At 64.2% G+C, this 19,787-nt stretch carries 15 protein-coding genes; 13 read left to right on the forward strand and 2 right to left on the reverse strand.

Annotation, left to right across the window (positions count from 1 at the left end; translation table 11 throughout):
• Positions 1-480: 480 nt before the first annotated feature.
• Positions 481-2,013: a sigma-54-dependent transcriptional regulator gene (locus FFS37_RS24480; protein WP_137933543.1), complete on the reverse strand. Its 1,533-nt coding sequence runs from the start codon at positions 2,011-2,013 to the stop codon at positions 481-483.
• A 144-nt stretch (positions 2,014-2,157) separates the two neighbouring features.
• Between FFS37_RS24480 and FFS37_RS24485 the strand changes: the two genes are divergently transcribed.
• The 12 genes from FFS37_RS24485 to FFS37_RS24540 all read left to right on the forward strand — a co-directional run bounded on the left by FFS37_RS24485 (position 2,158) and on the right by FFS37_RS24540 (position 16,678).
• Positions 2,158-3,996 (forward strand): M3 family oligoendopeptidase, encoded by a 1,839-nt coding sequence (locus FFS37_RS24485; RefSeq protein ID WP_171026394.1) that lies wholly within the window; start codon positions 2,158-2,160, stop codon positions 3,994-3,996.
• A gap of 362 nt (positions 3,997-4,358) precedes the next feature.
• Entirely contained in the window at positions 4,359-5,150 is a 792-nt protein-coding gene (locus FFS37_RS24490) for a proton-conducting membrane transporter (protein ID WP_137933544.1), read from the forward strand.
• A gap of 273 nt (positions 5,151-5,423) precedes the next feature.
• Entirely contained in the window at positions 5,424-6,578 is a 1,155-nt protein-coding gene (locus tag FFS37_RS24495) for an aminodeoxychorismate synthase component I (protein ID WP_408631449.1), read from the forward strand.
• The gene (locus tag FFS37_RS24500; RefSeq protein ID WP_137933546.1) at positions 6,527-7,189 is read left to right on the forward strand and encodes an aminotransferase class IV family protein; all 663 of its coding nucleotides are present in this window, start codon (positions 6,527-6,529) and stop codon (positions 7,187-7,189) included. Before FFS37_RS24495 ends, FFS37_RS24500 begins: the two co-directional genes overlap by 52 nt.
• A 3-nt stretch (positions 7,190-7,192) precedes the next feature.
• The gene (locus tag FFS37_RS24505; protein ID WP_137933547.1) at positions 7,193-8,122 is read left to right on the forward strand and encodes a heme-dependent oxidative N-demethylase family protein; all 930 of its coding nucleotides are present in this window, start codon (positions 7,193-7,195) and stop codon (positions 8,120-8,122) included.
• A 130-nt stretch (positions 8,123-8,252) separates the two neighbouring features.
• Positions 8,253-9,698, forward strand: coding sequence for a homospermidine synthase (locus tag FFS37_RS24510; protein WP_137933548.1), 1,446 nt, complete (start codon positions 8,253-8,255; stop codon positions 9,696-9,698).
• A 185-nt stretch (positions 9,699-9,883) separates the two neighbouring features.
• On the forward strand, positions 9,884-10,264 hold the full coding sequence (locus FFS37_RS24515) for a hypothetical protein (RefSeq protein WP_137933549.1): 381 nt from the start codon (positions 9,884-9,886) through the stop codon (positions 10,262-10,264).
• Positions 10,265-10,499: 235 nt separating this feature from the next.
• Entirely contained in the window at positions 10,500-12,623 is a 2,124-nt protein-coding gene (locus FFS37_RS24520) for a bifunctional metallophosphatase/5'-nucleotidase (protein WP_137933550.1), read from the forward strand.
• A 137-nt stretch (positions 12,624-12,760) separates the two neighbouring features.
• Complete coding sequence (gene hemH / locus FFS37_RS24525) at positions 12,761-13,825, forward strand: ferrochelatase (protein WP_137933551.1); 1,065 nt, start codon at positions 12,761-12,763, stop codon at positions 13,823-13,825.
• A gap of 103 nt (positions 13,826-13,928) precedes the next feature.
• On the forward strand, positions 13,929-15,140 hold the full coding sequence (locus FFS37_RS24530) for an NAD(P)/FAD-dependent oxidoreductase (RefSeq protein WP_137933552.1): 1,212 nt from the start codon (positions 13,929-13,931) through the stop codon (positions 15,138-15,140).
• A 98-nt stretch (positions 15,141-15,238) separates the two neighbouring features.
• Positions 15,239-16,189 carry an SPFH domain-containing protein gene (locus FFS37_RS24535; protein ID WP_137933553.1) on the forward strand — a complete coding sequence of 317 codons (951 nt, stop codon included), beginning with the start codon at positions 15,239-15,241 and terminating at the stop codon, positions 16,187-16,189.
• A gap of 24 nt (positions 16,190-16,213) precedes the next feature.
• Entirely contained in the window at positions 16,214-16,678 is a 465-nt protein-coding gene (locus tag FFS37_RS24540) for an NfeD family protein (protein WP_137933554.1), read from the forward strand.
• 61 nt (positions 16,679-16,739) lie between these two features.
• Here the strand turns inward: FFS37_RS24540 and FFS37_RS24545 are convergent, their stop codons facing one another.
• The gene (locus tag FFS37_RS24545) at positions 16,740-17,741 is read right to left on the reverse strand and encodes a KpsF/GutQ family sugar-phosphate isomerase (RefSeq protein ID WP_137933555.1); all 1,002 of its coding nucleotides are present in this window, start codon (positions 17,739-17,741) and stop codon (positions 16,740-16,742) included.
• 207 nt (positions 17,742-17,948) lie between these two features.
• Here FFS37_RS24545 and FFS37_RS24550 point away from each other — a divergent pair, with 207 nt between their 5' ends.
• Positions 17,949-19,739 (forward strand): outer membrane beta-barrel protein, encoded by a 1,791-nt coding sequence (locus tag FFS37_RS24550; protein ID WP_171026395.1) that lies wholly within the window; start codon positions 17,949-17,951, stop codon positions 19,737-19,739.
• Positions 19,740-19,787 lie beyond the last annotated feature (48 nt).

Consider the following 19,787-nt stretch of genomic DNA (forward strand, 5'->3'; position numbering starts at 1 on the left):
AAAAGGCCTTGCAGGCTGCCGTTTGTCCCCGGATTTGCCCAAACGGATGTGTCGTTCTCACACCCGAATATCGATCCTAATGGTTAATCATCGCTTATTGAAGCCGAAATGCGGTAACACCATGGCGATATCCCGTCAAAATCTGTTCACAAGGTTTCTTGGTAAACCGCTGGTTTAGATCATGTTTCCGCCCTTGGGCCGAACACGATCTGTTACCGTTAGCCTTAATGCGTGAACACAGTCCCGTCCAAGCCGCCGCCAGTCCGCCATAATCCCGCCGCGACGCCACATGGAACGTATCATGGCAACGCAAGCTGGTCCCGACCTTGCGGAGGGCGAAGCCGAATGAAGAAAAACCGCTCCTTCAACCGACGAGCCTGAAGGGGTTTTCCCCGGGCGAAGCGAGAAGTGCTGCTCTTGGCAATTGCTTTAAAACAAGGAGATAGAACGGCCCGCCGTCTCCGTTGAACAGGACGACGCTCAAGAGGCGAGCCGGTCGACGCGGCCTGTTTCCGGGTCGATGCCGTATTCCTTGAGCTTGCGGTAGAGCGTCGAACGGCCGATGCCCAGGCGCCGCGCCACTTCGCTCATCTGGCCGTTATAGTGGTCGATGGCGAGCTTGATCATCTCCAGTTCGACGTCGGCCAGCGCCCGCACATTGCCGCGTTCGTCGAGCGCCCGCAGCGTGCCGAAACGGGGCTGCAGCAGGGCCGGTCGATCTGGGGCAGCAGCGGGGGCCGGATCTCCCTCGGCCGCATCGTCATCGCGCGGCTCGGGTGGCGAAAAATGCGGGGCCGCGTCTTCGGTTTCGAGATTGACCGTGCCTTCGACCTGCGCCCGTATCTGAGGAAAGTCCTCGACATCGAGCACGTCGCCTTCGCAAAGAACCGAGGCGCGGAAAACGGCGTTTTCCAGCTGCCTGATATTGCCGGGCCAGTCATAGGCCTGCAGCACGGCAAGCGCCCTCGCCGAAATGCCCTGCAGGCGGTGGCGCGGGTCGGCGGGCGCCACCTTCTCCATGAAATGCGTGACCAGATGGGAAATGTCGTCGCGGCGGTCGCGCAGCGGCGGCACGAAGATCGGGTAGACGTTCAGCCGGTAGAAAAGATCCTCGCGGAACTTGCCGTCCTTGACCTGCTGCAGCAGGTTGCGGTGCGTCGCCGAAATCAGCCGGATGTCGACCTTGACGGTCGAGCGGCCGCCGACCGGATCGACCTCGCCCTCCTGGACGGCGCGCAACAGCTTGACCTGCACGTCAAGCGGCAGGTCGCCGATCTCGTCCAGGAACAGCGTGCCCGAATGCGCCTCGACGAATTTGCCCATGTGCTTGTCGGTGGCGCCGGTGAACGAACCCTTCTCGTGACCGAATAGGATCGATTCGACCAGATTGTCGGGGATGGCGCCGCAATTGACGGTGACGAAGGGCTTGGCCCGGCGGTCGCCGCTGCCCTGGATGGCGCGCGCCACAAGTTCCTTGCCGACACCGGATTCGCCCTCGATCAGGATCGGAATGTTGGAAGCCGCCGCCTTCTGGCCGAGCCGGATCACCCGGTCCATTGCGGGAGAATGTGTGATCAGGTCCCTGAATGTCAGCTGGCCGCCGCGCTTGCGCGACGTGCGCTTCACCTCGCCTTCGACCGCCTCGACCTTGAGCGCATTGGCGATCGACGCCTGCAGCCTGTCGGGCGAAGCCGGCTTGACGACGAAGTCGAAGGCGCCATGGCGCATCGCCGAAACCACCGTTTCGATGCCGCCCTGCGCGGTCTGCACGATGACCGGAACGTCGATGCCGCGCTCGCGCATCGCCTTCAGCACGCCGATGCCGTCGACGCCGGGCATGGCCAGGTCGAGGATGACCACCGAGACGTCGCGGGCGTTGGGGCCGTCGAGAACGTCGAGACCGGCGGCACCGCCATCGGTGACGATCGCGGTGTGGCCGAACCGCGTCACCGCCGCCTCGAGCAGCCGGCGCTGCACGGGATCGTCATCGACTATGAGTATGGAACCTGTCATGACTGTCTTGACTTGCCCGCGCCCTAAATCCCGATGGATCATCTTGGCACAGGGTTCTAAATAAGGTTTCAAAAAACCCGGTGAACGAATTCCTTAGGATTTGACCGGCTTCTCCTATCCCCCTGATTTACAGAAGGTATGTCGATGGGCATCAAGTTTGGTCAGCGGCTTGCGGCACCCGCTTCCGGTCACGGCGCGGCCGAGCTCGGCGATCTGCCGGAATGGAACCTGGCCGATCTCTATGCCGGCATGGACGCGCCCGAACTGAAGCGCGACATCGCCAGGGCCGCCGCCGACGCGATCGCCTTCGAAGCCCGCTGGAAGGGCACGCTGGCGGCCGAGGCCGGGCGCGGCGCCGCTGGCCGGCTGGGCGAAGCGCTGACCGCCTACGAAGCGCTGGAGGAACTGATCGGCCGTATCGTGTCCTATGCCGGCCTCGTCTATGCCGGCAACACGGCGGACCCGCAGCGCGCCAAGCTCTACGGCGACGTCCAGGAGAAGATGACCGACGCCAGCGCGCATCTCCTGTTCTTCGCCCTCGAGCTGAACCTCATCGACGACGCCGCGATCGAAGGCGCACTGGCCAAGGACGCGGCTTTCGGCCACTACCGGCCCTGGGTGCTCGACCTCAGGATGGACAAGCCCTACCAGCTCGAGGATCGGGTCGAGCAGCTCTTCCATGAGAAGTCAATCACCGGTCGCAGCGCCTGGAATCGCCTTTTCGACGAGACCATGACCGACCTGCGCTTCGACGTGGACGGCGAGGAACTGACACTGGAGCCGGCGCTCAACCGCTTGCAGGACGCCGATGGCGACGTGCGCCGCCGCGCCTCCGAGGCGCTTGCCGTGACCTTCCGCAAGAATTTGCGCACCTTCACGCTGATCACCAACACGCTGGCCAAGGACAAGGAGATTTCCGACCGCTGGCGCGGCTTCGAGGATATCGCGGACTCACGCCACCTGGCCAACCGTGTCGAACGCGGCGTGGTCGACGCGCTCGCCAGCGCGGTGCGCGAAGCCTATCCGCGCCTGTCGCATCGTTACTACGCCATGAAGGCACGGTGGCTGGGCATGGAGGTGATGAACCACTGGGATCGCAACGCGCCGCTGCCCGAAACGCCGCAGGCGGTGATCGGCTGGGACGAGGCCAGGAACACCGTGCTGTCGGCCTATCAGCGCTTCTCGCCCGAAATGGCCGAGATCGCGCGCACCTTCTTCGACCGCAACTGGATCGATGCACCGGTGCGCCCCGGCAAATCGCCCGGCGCCTTCGCGCACCCGACCGTGCCGTCGGCGCACCCCTATGTGCTGCTCAACTACATGGGTAAGCCGCGCGACGTGATGACGCTGGCGCATGAACTCGGCCACGGCGTGCATCAGGTGCTGGCCGCCGGCCAGGGCGCTCTGATGGCCTCGACGCCGCTGACGCTGGCCGAGACGGCTTCCGTCTTCGGCGAGATGCTGACCTTCCGCTCGCTGCTCGAGCGGACCACCGACAGGCGCGAGCGCAAGGCCATGCTCGCCCAGAAGGTCGAGGACATGATCAACACGGTCGTGCGCCAGATCGCCTTCTACGAGTTCGAGCGCAAGGTGCATGCCGAGCGCAGAAATGGCGAGCTGACCTCCGACAAGCTCGGCCAGTTCTGGCTCGAGGTGCAGGCTGAAAGCCTTGGACCCGCGATCAAACTGCGCGAAGGCTACGAGGTGTTCTGGACCTACATCCCGCACTTCATCCATTCGCCCTTCTATGTCTATGCCTATGCTTTCGGCGATTGCCTGGTGAACTCGCTCTACGCCGTCTACCAGAACGCCGAGCGCGGCTTCCAGGACAAGTATTTCGAGATGCTGCGCGCCGGCGGCACCAAGCATCATTCGCAGCTTCTGGCGCCCTTCGGCCTCGACGCCACCGACCCCGCCTTCTGGCAGATTGGCCTCGGCGTGATCAGCGGCCTGATCGACGAACTGGAGACGCTGGACGGTTGAGACTTCTCGCACCCATGAAGAACAGTTTAGCCGGAATGCATATGGCCGACAGCTCTGTTCCCAGCCTAAATATCTGTTCTTGAAGAACTCTCGACGCACGTTTTCCCATAGCTTTCCACAGGCTCTATGATAGCCTCGGCCCTCAAGCTCAGCCGGAGCGCATGCGGATCGGCGAGGGAAAGTCCCGGCCTTCCGTGACGCTCAGGCGAACGCGACAACGGCCGTTGGCCATGGGCAAGCAAAGCCGATCGCCGATTGCTCGAACCGAAGCCGGCTGTTCCGTGTATCAGCGGAACCATCATCGAGTAGTCCTTCGCCGAAGGTCCTGACCCACGGCAGACGGATCTGACTGGAGAGAGACAATGAGCACTTTTTTCTACATGCTCCTGGCGTTCCTTGTAGGCGTGTTGGTTGGCTGGTTCATCTGGGGCCGCCTGCGCGGCGAGCTTGACAGTTTGCGCGGCGATCTCGACCGCACCCGCAGCGAGCGCGACAGGCTGCGTGCCGACAGCGACCGCCTGACCGGCGAACTCAATGCATGCGGCAAGACCAGGGCCGACCTCGAGCGCCAGTTGCGTGACGCACAGGCGGCAGCCGGAAGCAGTTCGGCAAAGCCGGCCAGCCAAGCGCCGGCCGCCCTGGTGTCGACGCCGGCCGTGGCCAAGTCCGCTCCGGCACCGACCAAACCAGCCACGCCAAAGCCGGCGGCAACAAAACCCGCCGCCGCGAAACCAGCGGCTCCAGCCAAACCCGCTGCGAGCAAACCCGCGGCCGCCGGTTCGGCGACCAAGAGCGCGGCCGCTCCAAAGGCTTCCGCCGCCGCCGCGCCCAAGAAAGCCGCGCCCAAGGCTGCCGCCCCCAAGACAGCCGCACCGGCAGCGGCCAAACCAGCGGCGGCCAAATCAGACAATCTGCGCCGGCTGATCGGCATCGGCCCAGTCAACGAAAAGCTGCTCAAGGGGCAAGGCGTGACCACCTTCGCCCAGATTGCCGCCTGGACCGCCGCCGACATCGAGCGCATCGAGCATGCCCTGCAATTCGGCGGCCGCGTCGAGCGCGAGCGCTGGGTCGAGCAGGCCAAGCTGCTTGCCGCGGGCAATGAGGCGGAGTTCGCCAAAGAATTTCCGAGCGCCGGAACCTCCAGCAACACCTGAACGCCAGAGCATGATCCCGAAAAGTGGGAACCGGTTTTCGGAAAAGATCATGCTCCAACAGGGAGTTAGACCAGGATGGCTATTCAACGAAACGTCATCCTGATCCAGAGGCAGATTGACAAGCCGGCGGCGCCAAAGGGCCGCCGGTTTTGTTTTTGGCTGGCAAGGCTGTCCTGAGAGAGATTGGCCATAGGTCGGCTTTGAGGGGCAAGGTGCCGTTCCCTCGATTGCGCCGCGCACGCCCCCCATATAGAGCGATCGACGGCTTCATCGATCCTGGTACCCATGTCCCTGCCCGCCGCAATTTTCCGCAATGACGAAAGCGCGCGCCAGCTCGTTTTCGACCGGCCGGCAAAGATCATCGTGGCGCATGAGGCCCGGGACTTCCTGCCGGCGCTGGAGGCGGCGCAGGCCGCGCATGATGCCGGCAAATGGCTGGCCGGCTATTTCTCCTACGAAGCAGGCTACCTGCTCGAACCGAAGCTCGTTCCCCTGCTGCCGCACGGCCGCCGCGCGCCGCTGGTGTGCCTCGGCGTCTTCGATGCCCCGGTCGAGGAAGCGGTGCCGCCGCGCGGTGCCGCATCCAACGGCCCGATCTTCGACGCCAGGGCGGCCTGGTCCTTCGAGGATTACGAGAAACGCTTCGCACGGCTGCACCAGCACATCAGGCAAGGCGACTGCTATCAGGGCAATCTGACGTTTCCTGTGCGCGCGCAATGGTCGGGCGACCCGCTTGCCGCCTTCGACGCGCTCACCGAACGCCAGCCGGTGAAATACGGCGCGCTCGTCGCGCTTGGCGACCCGATCGTGCTGTCGCGCTCGCCGGAACTTTTCTTCGAGATCGATGCCGAAGGCAACATCGAGACGCACCCGATGAAGGGCACGGCGCCGCGCGGTGCGACCGCGGCCGAGGACGAACGGCAAAAGAATTTCCTGCGCAACGACGAGAAGAACCAGGCCGAGAACCGGATGATCGTCGACCTCTTGCGCAACGACATCTCGCTGATCAGCGAGGTCGGCACGCTGGAGGTGCCGGAACTGTTCCGCATCGAAACCTATCCGACCGTTCACCAGATGGTCAGCGACGTCAGGGCGAAGCTGCTGCCGGGCTTGAGCATACGCCAGATTTTCGCGGCGCTGTTTCCCTGCGGCTCGATCACCGGCGCGCCGAAGATCCGCGCCATGGAGATCCTGCACGACCTGGAGGCGTCCCCGCGCGACGTCTATTGCGGTGCCATCGGCTGGATAGCCCCGGGCGGCACCATGCGCTTTTCCGTGGCGATCCGCACCATCTCGCTCTTTTCGAGCGGCGAGGCCGTCTACAATGTCGGTGGTGGCATCGTCTTCGATTCGGTGGCGCAGGAGGAGTATCAGGAGTGTCTGCTCAAGGCCCGCTTCGCGACGGGGACACCGCCGATTTCGAGCTGATCGAAACCATGCGCTGGGAGCCGCAGAGCGGCTTCATGCGCCTGGATCGCCATCTTGCGCGCCTTTATGGCTCGGCGGCGGAGCTGGGCTTCAGCCATGACCTCGGCAGGATCGGCGCGGCGCTTGGCAACGCCGTCGACGGCGCCCGAACGGCCATGCGCGCACGGCTTGCCTTGTCGCGCGACGGCGGGATCGCCGCCTCGGCGCAGCCCTATGAGCCGCTCGCCGCCGACAAGACCTGGGTGCTGCGGCTGGCGCGCACAAAACTCGATTCCAAGGACACGCTGCTGCGCCACAAGACGAGCCGGCGGCAGCTCTACACGCATGCCCGCTCCGAATACCTCGTCACCCAGGCCGACGAGGTGATCCTGGCCAACGAGTATGGCGATATCTGCGAGGGAACGATCACCAACATCTTCGCCGATTTCGGCGACGGAGTGCTGGTGACGCCACGGCTCGATTGCGGCCTGCTGCCTGGCGTATTGCGCGGCGAGCTTCTGGATGAAGGCCGGGCGGCGGAAGCCATCTACAGCTACGACGAACTCAAGTCCGCCAGGGCGCTGTTCGTCGGCAATTCGCTGCGCGGACTGATCCCCGCCAAACTGGTCTGAAGCATGGCATCCTTGCCCACCCATACGCCCTATGACGGCACTTCGAAGCTTTTCACCATAGGGCTGAAGCCGCTCGATCCGGCGGATTGGATCGAGGTCGACAGTAACCTCGCGCCCTATCTTGCCGAGAAGCGCCGGCTCTATGCCGAAATCCCAGACCGGGTTTTCGTCGAGGAGGACGGCACGCGCGACGCCCAGCAGGAAGTGCTCGACCTGCTCGGCGCCTATCTGCCGGAGAGGTTTCCCGACACGTATCGGCGTACCGATGCCGGCATCAAGGTGGCGGATACCTCGACCCACCCTGCCCTGCCCTCCGGCCTTGCCGAGGCGCCGCTGGTTGGAGCCTCGCTGCTTGTCCAGGAAGACCTGATCCTGATGCGCCGCGACGACAGCGGCTGGCGGCTGGCCGCCGGGTCGCTCTGCTTCCCCTCATCCTGGTCGCTCACCGAAAAGTTCGGCAAACCGCTGCAGCGCATCCACGAACCCGTGCCCGGTTTCGGCCCCGGCACACGACCGGCGGAGCTGATCAACCGGATGTTCGATGGCCTGCAGGGGCAAGCGGTCGAGCGCTACAACTGGTCGATCCAGGCCGACAGCGCGCTCTACCATCCATTGTCCAATGTCGAGCGCATCGACCGCGCCACCAACCGGCCGTCACGTTTCCCTGACGGCGACGTCAGGGCGCACGCCTTCATCCGCGTCGAGCGGCAGACCTTGCGCAAGCTGCCTGCCTCTCGCGACATCCTCTTCACCATCCGCATCCATCTCGACCCGCTCGCGATTCTGGAACGGCACCCCGACCGGGCAACGCTCGCAATGTCCTTTGCCGCCCAGCTGGAAGCGCTTGATACCGCCCAGCTCGACTACAAGGGCATGACCGCGGACCGCGACCGGCTGGTCTCGGTCCTTAACCACATGGCCAGGGACGCGTAGTCGCGGGTTGGCGCTTTTCGCTGGTTTATGACAATGATCTGTGATGTAGCGCTTGGCCGTTGGCGAAGATGCCCGGCTTTTGCATGTAGTTGCCCGGCTTTTGCACCTAGTTGAAGGAGTGCTCGATAAAATGGCGAATGAAAACTGGCCCGTTTATGGTGAGATCACCGGCCCCGTGGTGATGATCGGCTTCGGTTCGATCGGACGCGGAACGCTGCCCCTCATCGAACGCCATTTCAAGTTCGACAAGTCGCGCATGACGGTTCTCGATCCCAGGGATACCGACCGCAAGCTGCTCGATGAGCGCGGCATCACCTTCGTCCAGGAAGCGGTGACCGAGAAGAACTACAAGAAGCTCCTGACGCCGCTGCTGACCAATGGCGGCGGCCAGGGCTTTTGCGTCAACCTGTCGGTCGATACCGGCTCGGTGGACCTGATGCGGCTCTGCCGCAAGCTTGGCGTGCTCTACATCGACACCGTCGTCGAGCCGTGGCTCGGCTTCTACTTCGACGCCAAGGCCGACAATGCGAGCCGTACCAACTATGCGCTGCGCGAAGCCCTGATCAAGGAAAAGCACGACAAGCCGGGCGGCGCGACCGCCGTCTCCACCTGCGGCGCCAATCCCGGCATGGTCTCGTGGTTCGTCAAGCAGGCGCTGGTCAATCTTGCCACCGATCTCGGCCTCGAATTCTCCGAGCCCGCTCAGGAAGACCGTGAAGGCTGGGCCAAGCTGATGAAGAAGGCCGGCGTCAAGGGCATCCATATCGCCGAGCGCGACACCCAGCGCACCAAGAAGCCGAAGCCGATGGAGGTATTCTGGAACACCTGGTCCGTCGAAGGCTTCATCTCCGAGGGCTTGCAGCCGGCCGAGCTCGGCTGGGGCACGCATGAGAAGTGGATGCCCAAGAACGGCAAGAAGCACAAGCACGGCTCCAAGGCCGCCATCTATCTGGAGCAGCCCGGCGCCAACACGCGCGTGCGGTCCTGGTGCCCGACGCCAGGCGCCCAGTACGGCCTGCTGGTGACGCACAACGAGGCGATCTCGATCGCCGATTTCTTCACCGTGCGCTCCAAGAAGGGCAAGGTGCAGTACCGCCCGACCTGCCATTATGCCTACCATCCCTCAAACGACGCGATGCTGTCGCTGGACGAGATGTTCGGCGCCGCCGGCAAGCCGCAGCCCGTGCACCACGTGCTCGACGAGAACGAACTGATCGATGGTGTCGATGAACTCGGCGTGCTGCTCTACGGGCACGACAAGAACGCCTACTGGTACGGCTCGCAGCTGTCGCTGGCCGAGGCGCGCAAGCTGGCGCCCTACCAGAACGCCACCGGCATGCAGGTCACCTCGGCGGTTCTGGCCGGCATGGTCTGGGCGCTGGAGAATCCGGACGCTGGCATTGTCGAGGCCGACGAGATGGACTTCAAGCGCTGCCTGGAAGTGCAGTCGCCCTATCTCGGCCCGGTCAAGGGCTACTACACCGACTGGACGCCGCTCGACCGCCGCCCGGGCCTCTTTCCCGAGGACCTGGACCGCAGCGATCCGTGGCAATTCCGCAACATCCTCGTGCGATAGCATCGCCGGCACCATACGCCATTGCCTTGCAATCGCCCGGAAATCGGGCGATTGAAGGGGGCGGCCTGGAGCGGTTTCGTGCGTCCCATCGGGAACATGAAGCTGCTTCCAGCTTTGTGGACGTTCGCATCGTGCTTCCGGAATCGAACCCCATTGCGGGCCGATGCGTTTGGAGAGGATTTCAGATGACTATTGCGCGCAAAGTTCTTTCGGCGTGCATGGCGGGTGCTCTTGCCGCCGTGCTTGCTGCTTGCACCACCGGCGGTCCCGACCAGCCGCCGATCACGGCCAACACGCCCAAGGGCGTCGAGGGCTCGTGGATCGATGCCAAAGGCACCGGCCTTTCGACCTTCACCGGCGGCAAGTTCACCACCGTCGCCACCGACACCGGCCAGAAACTTTCGGACGGCAGCTACACGATGACCGGGGCCACTTCGGTGGAGATCAACGGCACGTCGCTGATCCGCCAGACGCCTGTCAGCTTCAACTGCCTGCTGGTGTCCATCAGCCAGCTGAACTGCACATCCTCGTCGGGCCAGAACTTCGTGCTGACACGACGCGCCTGATCCTGCCGGCATTGGATTTGTGAAGGACGGCGGCCGCCTGGCCGCCGTCCTTTTTTGCGCCGGCAAATCTCTGGCCTTTGACTTGCAAAATGCACGGCTTTCGCGGCCGCCGATCCCGATGGCATTTCCACTTGCCTCCGCCCGGACACGATGGGAACATGGCCGAAATGCCGGCTGTTATATCGAGGTCGAGCAAGGACGCTAAACGCGTGCTGTCAGCCACCGGGAGACGAAGATGAAGAAGCTTGCCGCCATTGCCGCCCTTTCCGCGTCGACGCTTGCGCTGTCGGCCGGCGCATCTTTTGCCGACTACACACTGAACATTCTGCATTTCAACGATTGGCACAGCCGCATCGAGGGCAACAACAAATACGAGTCGACCTGTTCGGCCGACGAGGAGACCAAGGGCGAGTGCATCGGCGGCGCAGGACGCCTGATCACGGCCATCGCCCAGGAGCGCAAGAGGCTCGAAGGGCAGAACGTGCTGCTGCTCAACGCCGGCGACAGTTTCCAGGGATCGCTCTTCTACACCACCTACAAGGGCACCGTGGAAGAGGAATTCCTCAATCAGATGAAACCCGACGCGGTGACGCTCGGCAACCACGAATTCGACGACGGCGAGAGCGCGCTGGTGCCTTTCCTCGACAAGGCCAAGTTCCCCATCGTCAGCGCCAATGTCGTGCCCAACGACAAGTCGGGCGCGGCCGGCAAGATCAAGCAGTCGATCGTCGTGGAAGTCGGAGGCCAGAAGATCGGCATTGTCGGCGCCGTCACCAACGACACGCCCGAACTCGCTTCCCCTGGGCCGAACATCGCCATCGCTGACGACGTCAAGTCGATCACATCGGAAGTCGAGAAGCTCAAGGCGCAAGGCATCAACAAGATCATCGCCGTCACGCATATCGGCTACAACAGGGAGCGCGACGTCATTGCCAAGATTCCCGGCATCGACGTCGTGGTCGGCGGCCACAGCCACACGCTTCTGTCCAACACCGACCCCAAGGCTCTCGGCCCCTACCCGACGATGGTCGACAACCCCGGCGGCTATAAGGTGCCCGTGGTGCAGGCCGCGTCCTATTCGAAGTATCTCGGCGAGTTCAAGGTCGTGTTCGACGACAATGGCAACGTCAAGTCGGCCAGCGGCGACCCTATCTATCTCGACAAGTCGATCACGCCGGATCCCGCCGTGCTTGCCCGCATCAAGGAGCTCGGCGCACCGATCGAGGCGCTGAAGAACAAGGAAGTGGCCGAGACGACCGACGTCATCGACGGCAGCCGCGAGAATTGCCGCGCCAAGGAGTGCGCGATGGGCAACCTCGTCTCCGACGCCATCCTCGACCGCGTCAAGGGACAGGGCGTCGAGATCGTCATCTCCAATGGCGGCGGCCTGCGCGCCTCCATCGACAAGGGCACGGTCACCATGGGTGAGGTGCTGACCGTGCTGCCGTTCCAGAACACGCTGGCGACCTTCCAGATTTCCGGCAAGGACCTCGTCGCCGGTCTCGAAAGCGGCCTCAGCCAGATCGAGGACGGCGCCGGCCGCTTTCCGCAGGTGGCGGGCCTCAAATATTCCTTCGACAAGTCAGTCGCGCCCAATGCCGGCCGCGTGAAATCCGTCGAGGTCATGGAGAACGGCGCGTGGACTCCGATCAATCCCGACAAGGACTATCTGGTCGCCACCAATAACTATGTCCGCCAGGGCGGCGACGGCTACAAGGTCTTCGCCGACAAGGCCAGGAACGCCTATGATTACGGCCCGGGCCTGGAACAGGTCGTGGCCGACTATCTCGGCGCCCACCGGCCCTATACGCCCAAGCTTGACGGCCGCATCACCGAAATCGCCGCGACCGTGGCGGCAGCACCTGCGGCAGAGCCTGCCAAACCGGCCGAACCCGCAAAGCCTGCGGAGACCGCACCCGCCACTCCGGCGCCGGCCGAGGCTGCAAAGCCGGCAGAGCCGGCCAAGCCTGCGGATGCGGCGCCGGCCATGCCTGAACTGCCTGCCAATTCGGGCGATATCGCCAACACACCACCGGCCATATCGACGGAGAATGCACCTCCCCCACCCGCTCCGCCGGCGCCTGCACCTGCCGAGCCGGCAAAACCAGCCGAAGCCGCTACTCCTGCACCGGCGGCACCTGCGCCAGCGGAACCCGCCAAGCCCGCGGAGCAGGCCAAACCGGCTGAGACCGCACCCGCCACGGGCAGCCATATCATCGTGGCCGGCGATACCTACTGGGATCTCGCCAAGAAGGCCTATGGCGACGCGACCAAATGGAAGCTCATCTACGACGCCAACAAAGGGCAGAGACCGCATCGGCTTTCGATTGGCGGCACGCTGACCATCCCGCCGAAGTAACCATCGCTTCAGCGCCCGGAAAACACCGCCCGCCCGGGAAACCGGGCGGGTTTTGTATTTTGAGACTAAGGTGCGGCCAGACGCAGCATTGAAAGCAGGCGCAAGATGGTTAGGTTCGCGCCATCCGGAGAACCCCTATGACGCTTTCCTCCCCGATCGATGCCGACGCCGCGAAGGCGATCGGCCCGCTGCCGCCAGGCCATCCGCCGGTCAAGACGGGCAAGGTCGGCATCATGCTGGTCAATCTCGGCACGCCTGACGGCACCGATTTCAAGCCGATGTGGCGTTATCTCCGGGAATTCCTCTCCGACCCTCGCGTCATCGAGCTCAACAAGGCGATCTGGTATCCGATCCTCTACGGCCTGGTGCTGACGTCGCGGCCGAAAAAGTCCGGCGCCAACTACGCCAGGATCTGGAACCAGGAGAAGAACGAGTCGCCGCTGCGCACCTACACCCGCGCCCAGGCTGAGAAACTGGCGGAGGCGCTGCGCGACCTGCCCAACGTCACCGTCGATTGGGCGATGCGTTACGGCAATCCGTCGACGGCAAGCGTGGCCGAGCGGCTGGTTGCGCAGGGCTGCGACCGCATCCTGTCGTTTCCGCTCTACCCGCAATATTCGGCCACCACCACCGCCACCGCCAACGACCAGTTGTTTCGTGCGCTGATGAAGATGCGCCGTGCGCCCGCGATCCGCACCGTACCGCCCTATTATGACGAACCGGTCTACATCGAAGCGCTGGCGCGCTCGATCGAGCAGCATCTGGCGACGCTGGATTTCGAGCCGGAGGTGGTCATCACCTCCTATCACGGCATCCCGAAGCCCTATTTCGAGAAGGGCGATCCCTATCATTGCCACTGCCTCAAGACGACGCGGCTGCTTCGCGAACGGCTTGGCTGGGACGAGAAGAAGCTGATCACCACCTTCCAGTCGCGCTTCGGCGCGCAGGAGTGGCTGCAGCCCTACACCGACAAGACGGTGGAGAAACTGGCGCAGGACGGCGTCAAGTCGATCGCCATCGTCAACCCCGGCTTTTCCGTCGACTGCATCGAGACCCTGGACGAGATCGGCCGCGAAGTCGCCGAAACCTTCCATCATGCCGGCGGCAGGAACTTCGCCCATATCCCCTGCCTCAACGACAGCGCCGAGGGCATGACGGTGATCGAGGCCATGGTGCGGCGCGAGCTCGCCGGCTGGGCCTGAGGGATTCCGGCAGGGAAAGCCCGCGGCGGCCGCAGGTCCAGGCGCGCCGACATTGGAACAACGCAAACTCCGAGGCGTTGACGGGCGCCCATCGGAGACTTCAATGCCGCGCAAACTTGATCTCAGGACCGGCCGACCGGTGTGGTCCGCCTACCGGGCGCCGGCCGTCCCGACATCGGTGCTGACCCGGGATGCCAGGACGGACGTTCTCGTCATCGGCATGGGCATCAGCGGTGCGATGATGGCGGAAGCGCTGACGGCGCTGGGCCGCGACGTGATCTGCATCGACCGGCGCGGCCCGTTGAAAGGATCCACGGCGGCAACCACGGCGCTCGTGCAGTTCGAAATCGACCAGCCGCTTTCAATCCTGTCGAAAATGGTCGGCAATGCCAAGGCGCGGCAGGCCTGGCGACGTTCGCGGCTGGCAATATCCAACCTCGCCGCCCGCATCGCCGAACTCGGCATCAACTGTGGCATGAACCGCGCCCAATCGCTCTATCTGGCGGGCACCGTGCTCGGCCCGTCGCAATTGCGCGCGGAAGCCGAAGCGCGGCAGCAGGCCGGCATCGCCGCGACCTATCTGACTTCAAGGCAATTGGCCGATGACTACAGCGTCGCCCGTGATGGGGCCATACTCAGTCACGGCAACATCGCGCTCGACCCGCGCAAGCTGACCGCCGGGCTTTTGCTGAAGGCCCTGGGACGCAGGGCGCGTCTGCACGCCCCGGCGGAAGCGATCGGAATGGAGGACCACGCCGACAAGGTTATCGTTGCCACGAAAGGCGGCCCGACCGTCACGGCCAGTCACGTTGTCCTGGCCACGGGTTACGAGTTGCTGGATGTGGTGCCGGCGACCGCTCACCGGATCATCTCGACCTGGGCGATCGCCACAGCCCCGCAGCCGCGCAGGCTCTGGCCGCGGAGAGCCTTCCTCTGGGAGGCTTCCGATCCGTATCTCTATGTCAGGGCGACAGCCGACGGCAGGGTCATTTGCGGCGGCGAGGACGAGGATTTCTCCGACGAAACGCGGCGTGACGAATTGATCGCCTCCAAAAGCGCCAGGATCGCCACGAAGCTTGGCAGGCTGTTTCCCGATCTCGACGTCAGGCCCGAATTTGCCTGGACCGGTTCCTTCGGCACCACGACCACCGGCCTGCCCTATATCGGAGCCATAGCGAGGCACCCGCGCATCCATGCCGTGATGGGCTATGGCGGCAACGGCATCACCTTTTCGCAGCTCGCCTCGGAGATCGTCCCGGCCGCCATCAGCGGTCTCGACGATACGGATGCGGACCTGTTTTCCTTCACCCGCTGATTGCAGGGCGCCAACCAATTCTTCATCACCTGATTGTAACGCGCCGGAAACACACTTAAGTGATTCCGTGAGGTCACGGATATTGAGGGAGAAACGAAATGGGCTTCAGCGGTTTCGACATTGCCATCGTAGTTCTTGTCTTCCTGGTCATCATCCTTCTTTTCAAAGGCATCAAGACGGTGCCGCAGGGGTACAACTACACGGTGGAGCGTTTTGGCCGCTACACCAAGACGCTGACCCCTGGCCTCAACATCATCAATCCCATCTTCGAGCGCATCGGCGCCAAGATGAACATGATGGAGCAGGTGCTCGACGTCCCCACACAGGAGATCATCACCCGCGACAACGCCATTGTCGGCGTCGACGGCATCGCCTTTTTCCAGATCCTCAATGCGCCGCAGGCGGCCTACCAGGTGTCCGGCCTCCAGAACGCCATCCTCAACCTGACCATGACCAACATCCGCACCGTCATGGGCTCGATGGACCTCGACGAACTCCTGTCCAACCGCGACGCCATCAACGAGCGCCTGCTGCGCGTGGTCGACGAGGCCGCGCACCCGTGGGGCATCAAGATCACCCGCGTCGAAATCAAGGACATCAATCCGCCGGCCAACCTCATCGAATCGATGGGCCGCCAGATGACCGCCGAGCGCAACAAGCGCGCCCAGATTCTCGCCGCCGAAGGCCTCAAGCAGTCGCAGATCCTGGAGGCCGAGGGCCGCAGGGAAGCCGCCTTCCGCGACGCCGAGGCCCGCGAACGCTCCGCCGAGGCCGAAGCCAAGGCAACGCAAGTGGTGTCGGAAGCCATCGCCAAGGGCGACGTGCAGGCGCTGAACTACTTCATCGCCCAGAAATACACCGAGGCCCTGACCCGGATCGGATCGGCGACGAACAGCAAGATCGTGCTGATGCCGCTGGAAGCCTCCTCGCTGATCGGCACGCTGGGCGGCATTGGCGAAATCGCCAAGGAGGTCTTCAAGGGCGATGTCTCGACCGGAACGCAGCGGCAGGTCTCGCGCCCGCCGGTCGTCAAGCCAGGCGACAACTAATTCTCAGGTGAGTGGATCACGATCATGATCGACCGCATTGTCTTGGAACTCGGCCCATGGAACTGGATGGTTCTGGGCTTCGTGCTGCTGGTGATGGAAATCATCGCGCCCGGCGTCTTCATGCTGTGGATCGGCATCGCCGCGCTGATCATCGGCGCGGTGTCCCTTCTGATCTGGGACGCTGCGGTTTGGACCTGGCAGGCCCAGGTCCTGTCATTCCTGGTGCTGGCGCTGGTTTCCGCCTTCGTCGGCAGGCGGATCTCCATCGCGCGGACCGCCAGTGACGACCAGCCGCTGCTCAACCGCCGAGGCGCCCAGATGGTCGGCAGGATGGCGACGCTCTCCGAACCGATCAAGGATGGCCGCGGCCGCATCAAGCTTGGCGACACGCTATGGCGCGTTTCGGGTCCAGATCTGCCGGCCGGCACACAGGTGCGTGTCACCGGAGCCGCGGATACGGATCTCGAACTGAAGGTGGAGCAGGTCTGAGTTTTTCACACGGCCCGGCGCGCAAGGTGTCGAGAGACGGGCCCGACCTGAATACCGCAGCCTAGGCGGCGCCGATGCGCAGCAGGTCGTGGAAGTGAACCACGCCGAGCGGCATGTTGTTCCTGGTCACCACCAGAGCGCCGATATTGTGCTCGTTGAGCAATGCGATCGCCGTGCCGGCGAGCGTCTGCGGGTCGACGGTCTTGGGCGTGCGGGTCATCACCTCGTCGACAATGACGTCGGCCAGGTTGCGGTGCAGATTGCGCGCCACATCGCCGTCGGTGATGATCCCGGCCAGTTCGCCATTGGCATCGACGACCAGCACGCAGCCGACCTTTTTCTGCGACAGCGTCATCACCGCTTCCGGCATTTTGGTGCCGAGCAAGGCCAGTGGTATCTGGTCGCCCACCCGCATGATCTCGGAAACCATGGTCAGGTTGGCGCCGAGCTGGCCGCCGGGATGGAAGGTACGGAAATGGTCCGGCGTGAAGCCGCGCGCCTCGAGCAGCGCGATCGCCAGCGCGTCGCCGACAACCAGTTGCAGCAGCGTCGACGTCGTCGGCGCCAGGCCGTGAGGGCAGGCTTCCGGCGCGCGCGGCAGGAGCAGCACGACATCGGCGGCACGCGCCAGCGCCGAAGTCTCACCGGAGGTGACCGCGATCAATGGAATGGAGAAGCGCCTGGAATAGGCGACGATGCCCATCATCTCCTTGCTCTCGCCCGACCAGGAGATGGCGATGATGGCGTCGTCTTTCGCGATCATGCCGAGATCGCCATGATTGGCCTCGACGGGGTGGACGAAGAAGGCCGGTGTGCCGGTCGAAGCCAGCGTCGCCGCGATCTTGGAGCCGATATGCCCGCTTTTGCCGACGCCAGTGACGATGAGCCGGCCTTCGATCCCGGAGATGATGTCGACCGCCCGGGCAAAGGGCGCGGCCAGTCCATTCTCCAGCGCTTCGGCCAGGGCGGCTATCCCCGCCTGCTCGGTTGCCACCGTTCTCAGTGCCGATTCGATCGACGCCTGACCATCCAGAGGCTTCTTATCGAGAGGTCTCGCATGCATGGCTGATGCGATTAGCGCTTTGCCGGCCGCCTGTCCAACGGAAATGGCAATCAAGCCTGGACCACGCAACGTCACCGCACGGCTTGCGATGCCGCAAGCAGCAGTGCTTTAAAGCGCCGAAAGGCGGCCGCCTCAACCCTCCGTTAACCATCCGCATTTACGGTTCGGTAAGTATGGCGCGCAGGCGCCGCGCAAGCAGTGGTGGCGATGTCCGGGGCCAAGCCAGAAAAATCGAGAGCACGGCAAGGCAAGGCGGTCTGCGCCTTGCTGCTGGCGACCAGCATGTTGGCATTGCTGCGTCCGGCGCCGCTCCATGCCCAGGAAACCGAACTGCGCGGCGAAGTGTCGGAATCGGCGATCCTGTCGGACCAGCAACGCAAGGTCAGGCAGCTCGCCATGGCGAGCCAGGGGCAGCAGCCGCCGGCCGCGCAGGACAATTCACCGCCCCGCACCTATCTGCCGGCCAGCGCCGGCGCCGTGCCCGACAATACGGACCCGAACGACGCGACCGCCACCGGCAGTGTCTTCGACCCGCCGGCCGCGACCGACGACAGCTCCGCCGACAATGCGACGCCGCCCAAGCCTCGCCGGCGCCCCTCGGCTGCCGCACAGAAGGCGGCCGGCCAGGATAAGGACAAGACCGCCGCCACGTCGAAGACGAAGAAGAAAAAAACCACCGCCAAGGCGACGGACCCGACCACGACCGGCAGCGCGGCGACAGCTGACGACGCCGGCGATACCGCCAGCGACCAGGACAACGCCAATCGCCGCGCCCTCACGCTCGACAGCGTGGACAGGCAGAAGCTCGACGCCGGCGCCGAACGCACCGCCGCCATCGAGGGCCAGAAGAAGAAGGCCGAGGACGATCCCTTCGCCGCTCCCGGCGTCAAATGGGGTTCCTTCGTCATCCGCCCGACGATCGAGCAGGGCCTGACCGCAACCACCAACGGTGATTCCAGCAGTGCCGGTACATCGGCGCTGCTTTCGGAGACCGCGCTGCGCTTCTCCGCCGTTTCCGACTGGCGCGAGAACTCGGCCAGCATCGACGGCTATGGCCTGTTTCGAGAGACCCTGTCGGGCTACCAGGTCCACAACGCGCAGGGCCGCATCGAAGGCCAGCTCAATGTCGACCTCGACAACGAACTGCGCGCCATCGCCAAGCTCGGCTACGAAGCCGTGCCGGAATCGGCCTCTTCTCCCGACGCCATCGCCGGCGTCAGCACCCAGCCGCTGCGGCAGACAATCGACGGAAGCCTCGGCCTGGAAAAAGCCGTCGGCAAGATGCAGTACACGCTGACCGGCGCTGTCTCGCACGACTTCTACGGCGACGCCAAGCTCTCCGACGGCACCTCGCTGTCGCAGAAGGACCAGGACAACACGCTCTACACGGCAACCCTGCGCACCGGCTACGAGATCTCCCCGGCCCTCACCCCGTTCACGGAGATCGAACTGGGTCGCCGGATCTATGATCAGCGCGTCGACAATGAAGGCTTCGAGCGTTCCTCGACGCGCCTCGGCGCGCGCGCCGGCGTCCAGCTCGACATGGGTGAAAAACTGTCGGGCGAGTTCTCGGCCGGATGGCTGCGCGAAGCGATCGACGACAAGAACCTGGAGCCCATCTCAGGCGCCACCGTCAACGCCGATCTCAAATGGTCGCCGGAACGCGGCACCACGATCGGCCTGACCGGCAAGACCACCGTCGAGACCACAACGACCGCGGGCGAGAGCGGCGATATCCTCTATTCCGGCCGCCTGACGGGCGAGCGCGTGATCCGCGCCAACCTGACCGCGAACGCGGCTCTCGGCCTCGACTGGCGGGACTATGTCGGCATCGACGGCCATGACCAGATCCTGAGCGCCGAAGCCGGGCTGACCTGGTGGCTGAACCGTTATGCCGGCCTCACCACCCGGGTCCGCACGGAGAAGCTGACCAGCAACCTGCCCGGCCGCGACTATACGGCCAACAGCATCTATCTCGGCGTTAAGGTGCAGCGCTGAGGCTTCGTCACCCTCGGGCGAAGCGTCGCAGACCCATGATGACGAAAG

The organism is Mesorhizobium comanense (assembly GCF_005503535.1).
Classification (GTDB): domain Bacteria; phylum Pseudomonadota; class Alphaproteobacteria; order Rhizobiales; family Rhizobiaceae; genus Mesorhizobium; species Mesorhizobium comanense.

What these genes read in the sequence shown, in the direction of transcription:
- FFS37_RS24480 (WP_137933543.1), bottom strand. Translation starts at nt 2,013, where the DNA reads ATGACAGGTTCCATACTCATAGTCGATGACGATCCCGTGCAGCGCCGG.
- FFS37_RS24485 (WP_171026394.1), top strand. Translation starts at nt 2,158, where the DNA reads ATGGGCATCAAGTTTGGTCAGCGGCTTGCGGCACCCGCTTCCGGTCAC.
- FFS37_RS24490 (WP_137933544.1), top strand. Translation starts at nt 4,359, where the DNA reads ATGAGCACTTTTTTCTACATGCTCCTGGCGTTCCTTGTAGGCGTGTTG.
- FFS37_RS24505 (WP_137933547.1), top strand. Translation starts at nt 7,193, where the DNA reads ATGGCATCCTTGCCCACCCATACGCCCTATGACGGCACTTCGAAGCTT.
- FFS37_RS24510 (WP_137933548.1), top strand. Translation starts at nt 8,253, where the DNA reads ATGGCGAATGAAAACTGGCCCGTTTATGGTGAGATCACCGGCCCCGTG.
- FFS37_RS24515 (WP_137933549.1), top strand. Translation starts at nt 9,884, where the DNA reads ATGACTATTGCGCGCAAAGTTCTTTCGGCGTGCATGGCGGGTGCTCTT.
- FFS37_RS24520 (WP_137933550.1), top strand. Translation starts at nt 10,500, where the DNA reads ATGAAGAAGCTTGCCGCCATTGCCGCCCTTTCCGCGTCGACGCTTGCG.
- hemH (WP_137933551.1), top strand. Translation starts at nt 12,761, where the DNA reads ATGACGCTTTCCTCCCCGATCGATGCCGACGCCGCGAAGGCGATCGGC.
- FFS37_RS24530 (WP_137933552.1), top strand. Translation starts at nt 13,929, where the DNA reads ATGCCGCGCAAACTTGATCTCAGGACCGGCCGACCGGTGTGGTCCGCC.
- FFS37_RS24535 (WP_137933553.1), top strand. Translation starts at nt 15,239, where the DNA reads ATGGGCTTCAGCGGTTTCGACATTGCCATCGTAGTTCTTGTCTTCCTG.
- FFS37_RS24540 (WP_137933554.1), top strand. Translation starts at nt 16,214, where the DNA reads ATGATCGACCGCATTGTCTTGGAACTCGGCCCATGGAACTGGATGGTT.
- FFS37_RS24545 (WP_137933555.1), bottom strand. Translation starts at nt 17,741, where the DNA reads ATGCATGCGAGACCTCTCGATAAGAAGCCTCTGGATGGTCAGGCGTCG.
- FFS37_RS24550 (WP_171026395.1), top strand. Translation starts at nt 17,949, where the DNA reads ATGTCCGGGGCCAAGCCAGAAAAATCGAGAGCACGGCAAGGCAAGGCG.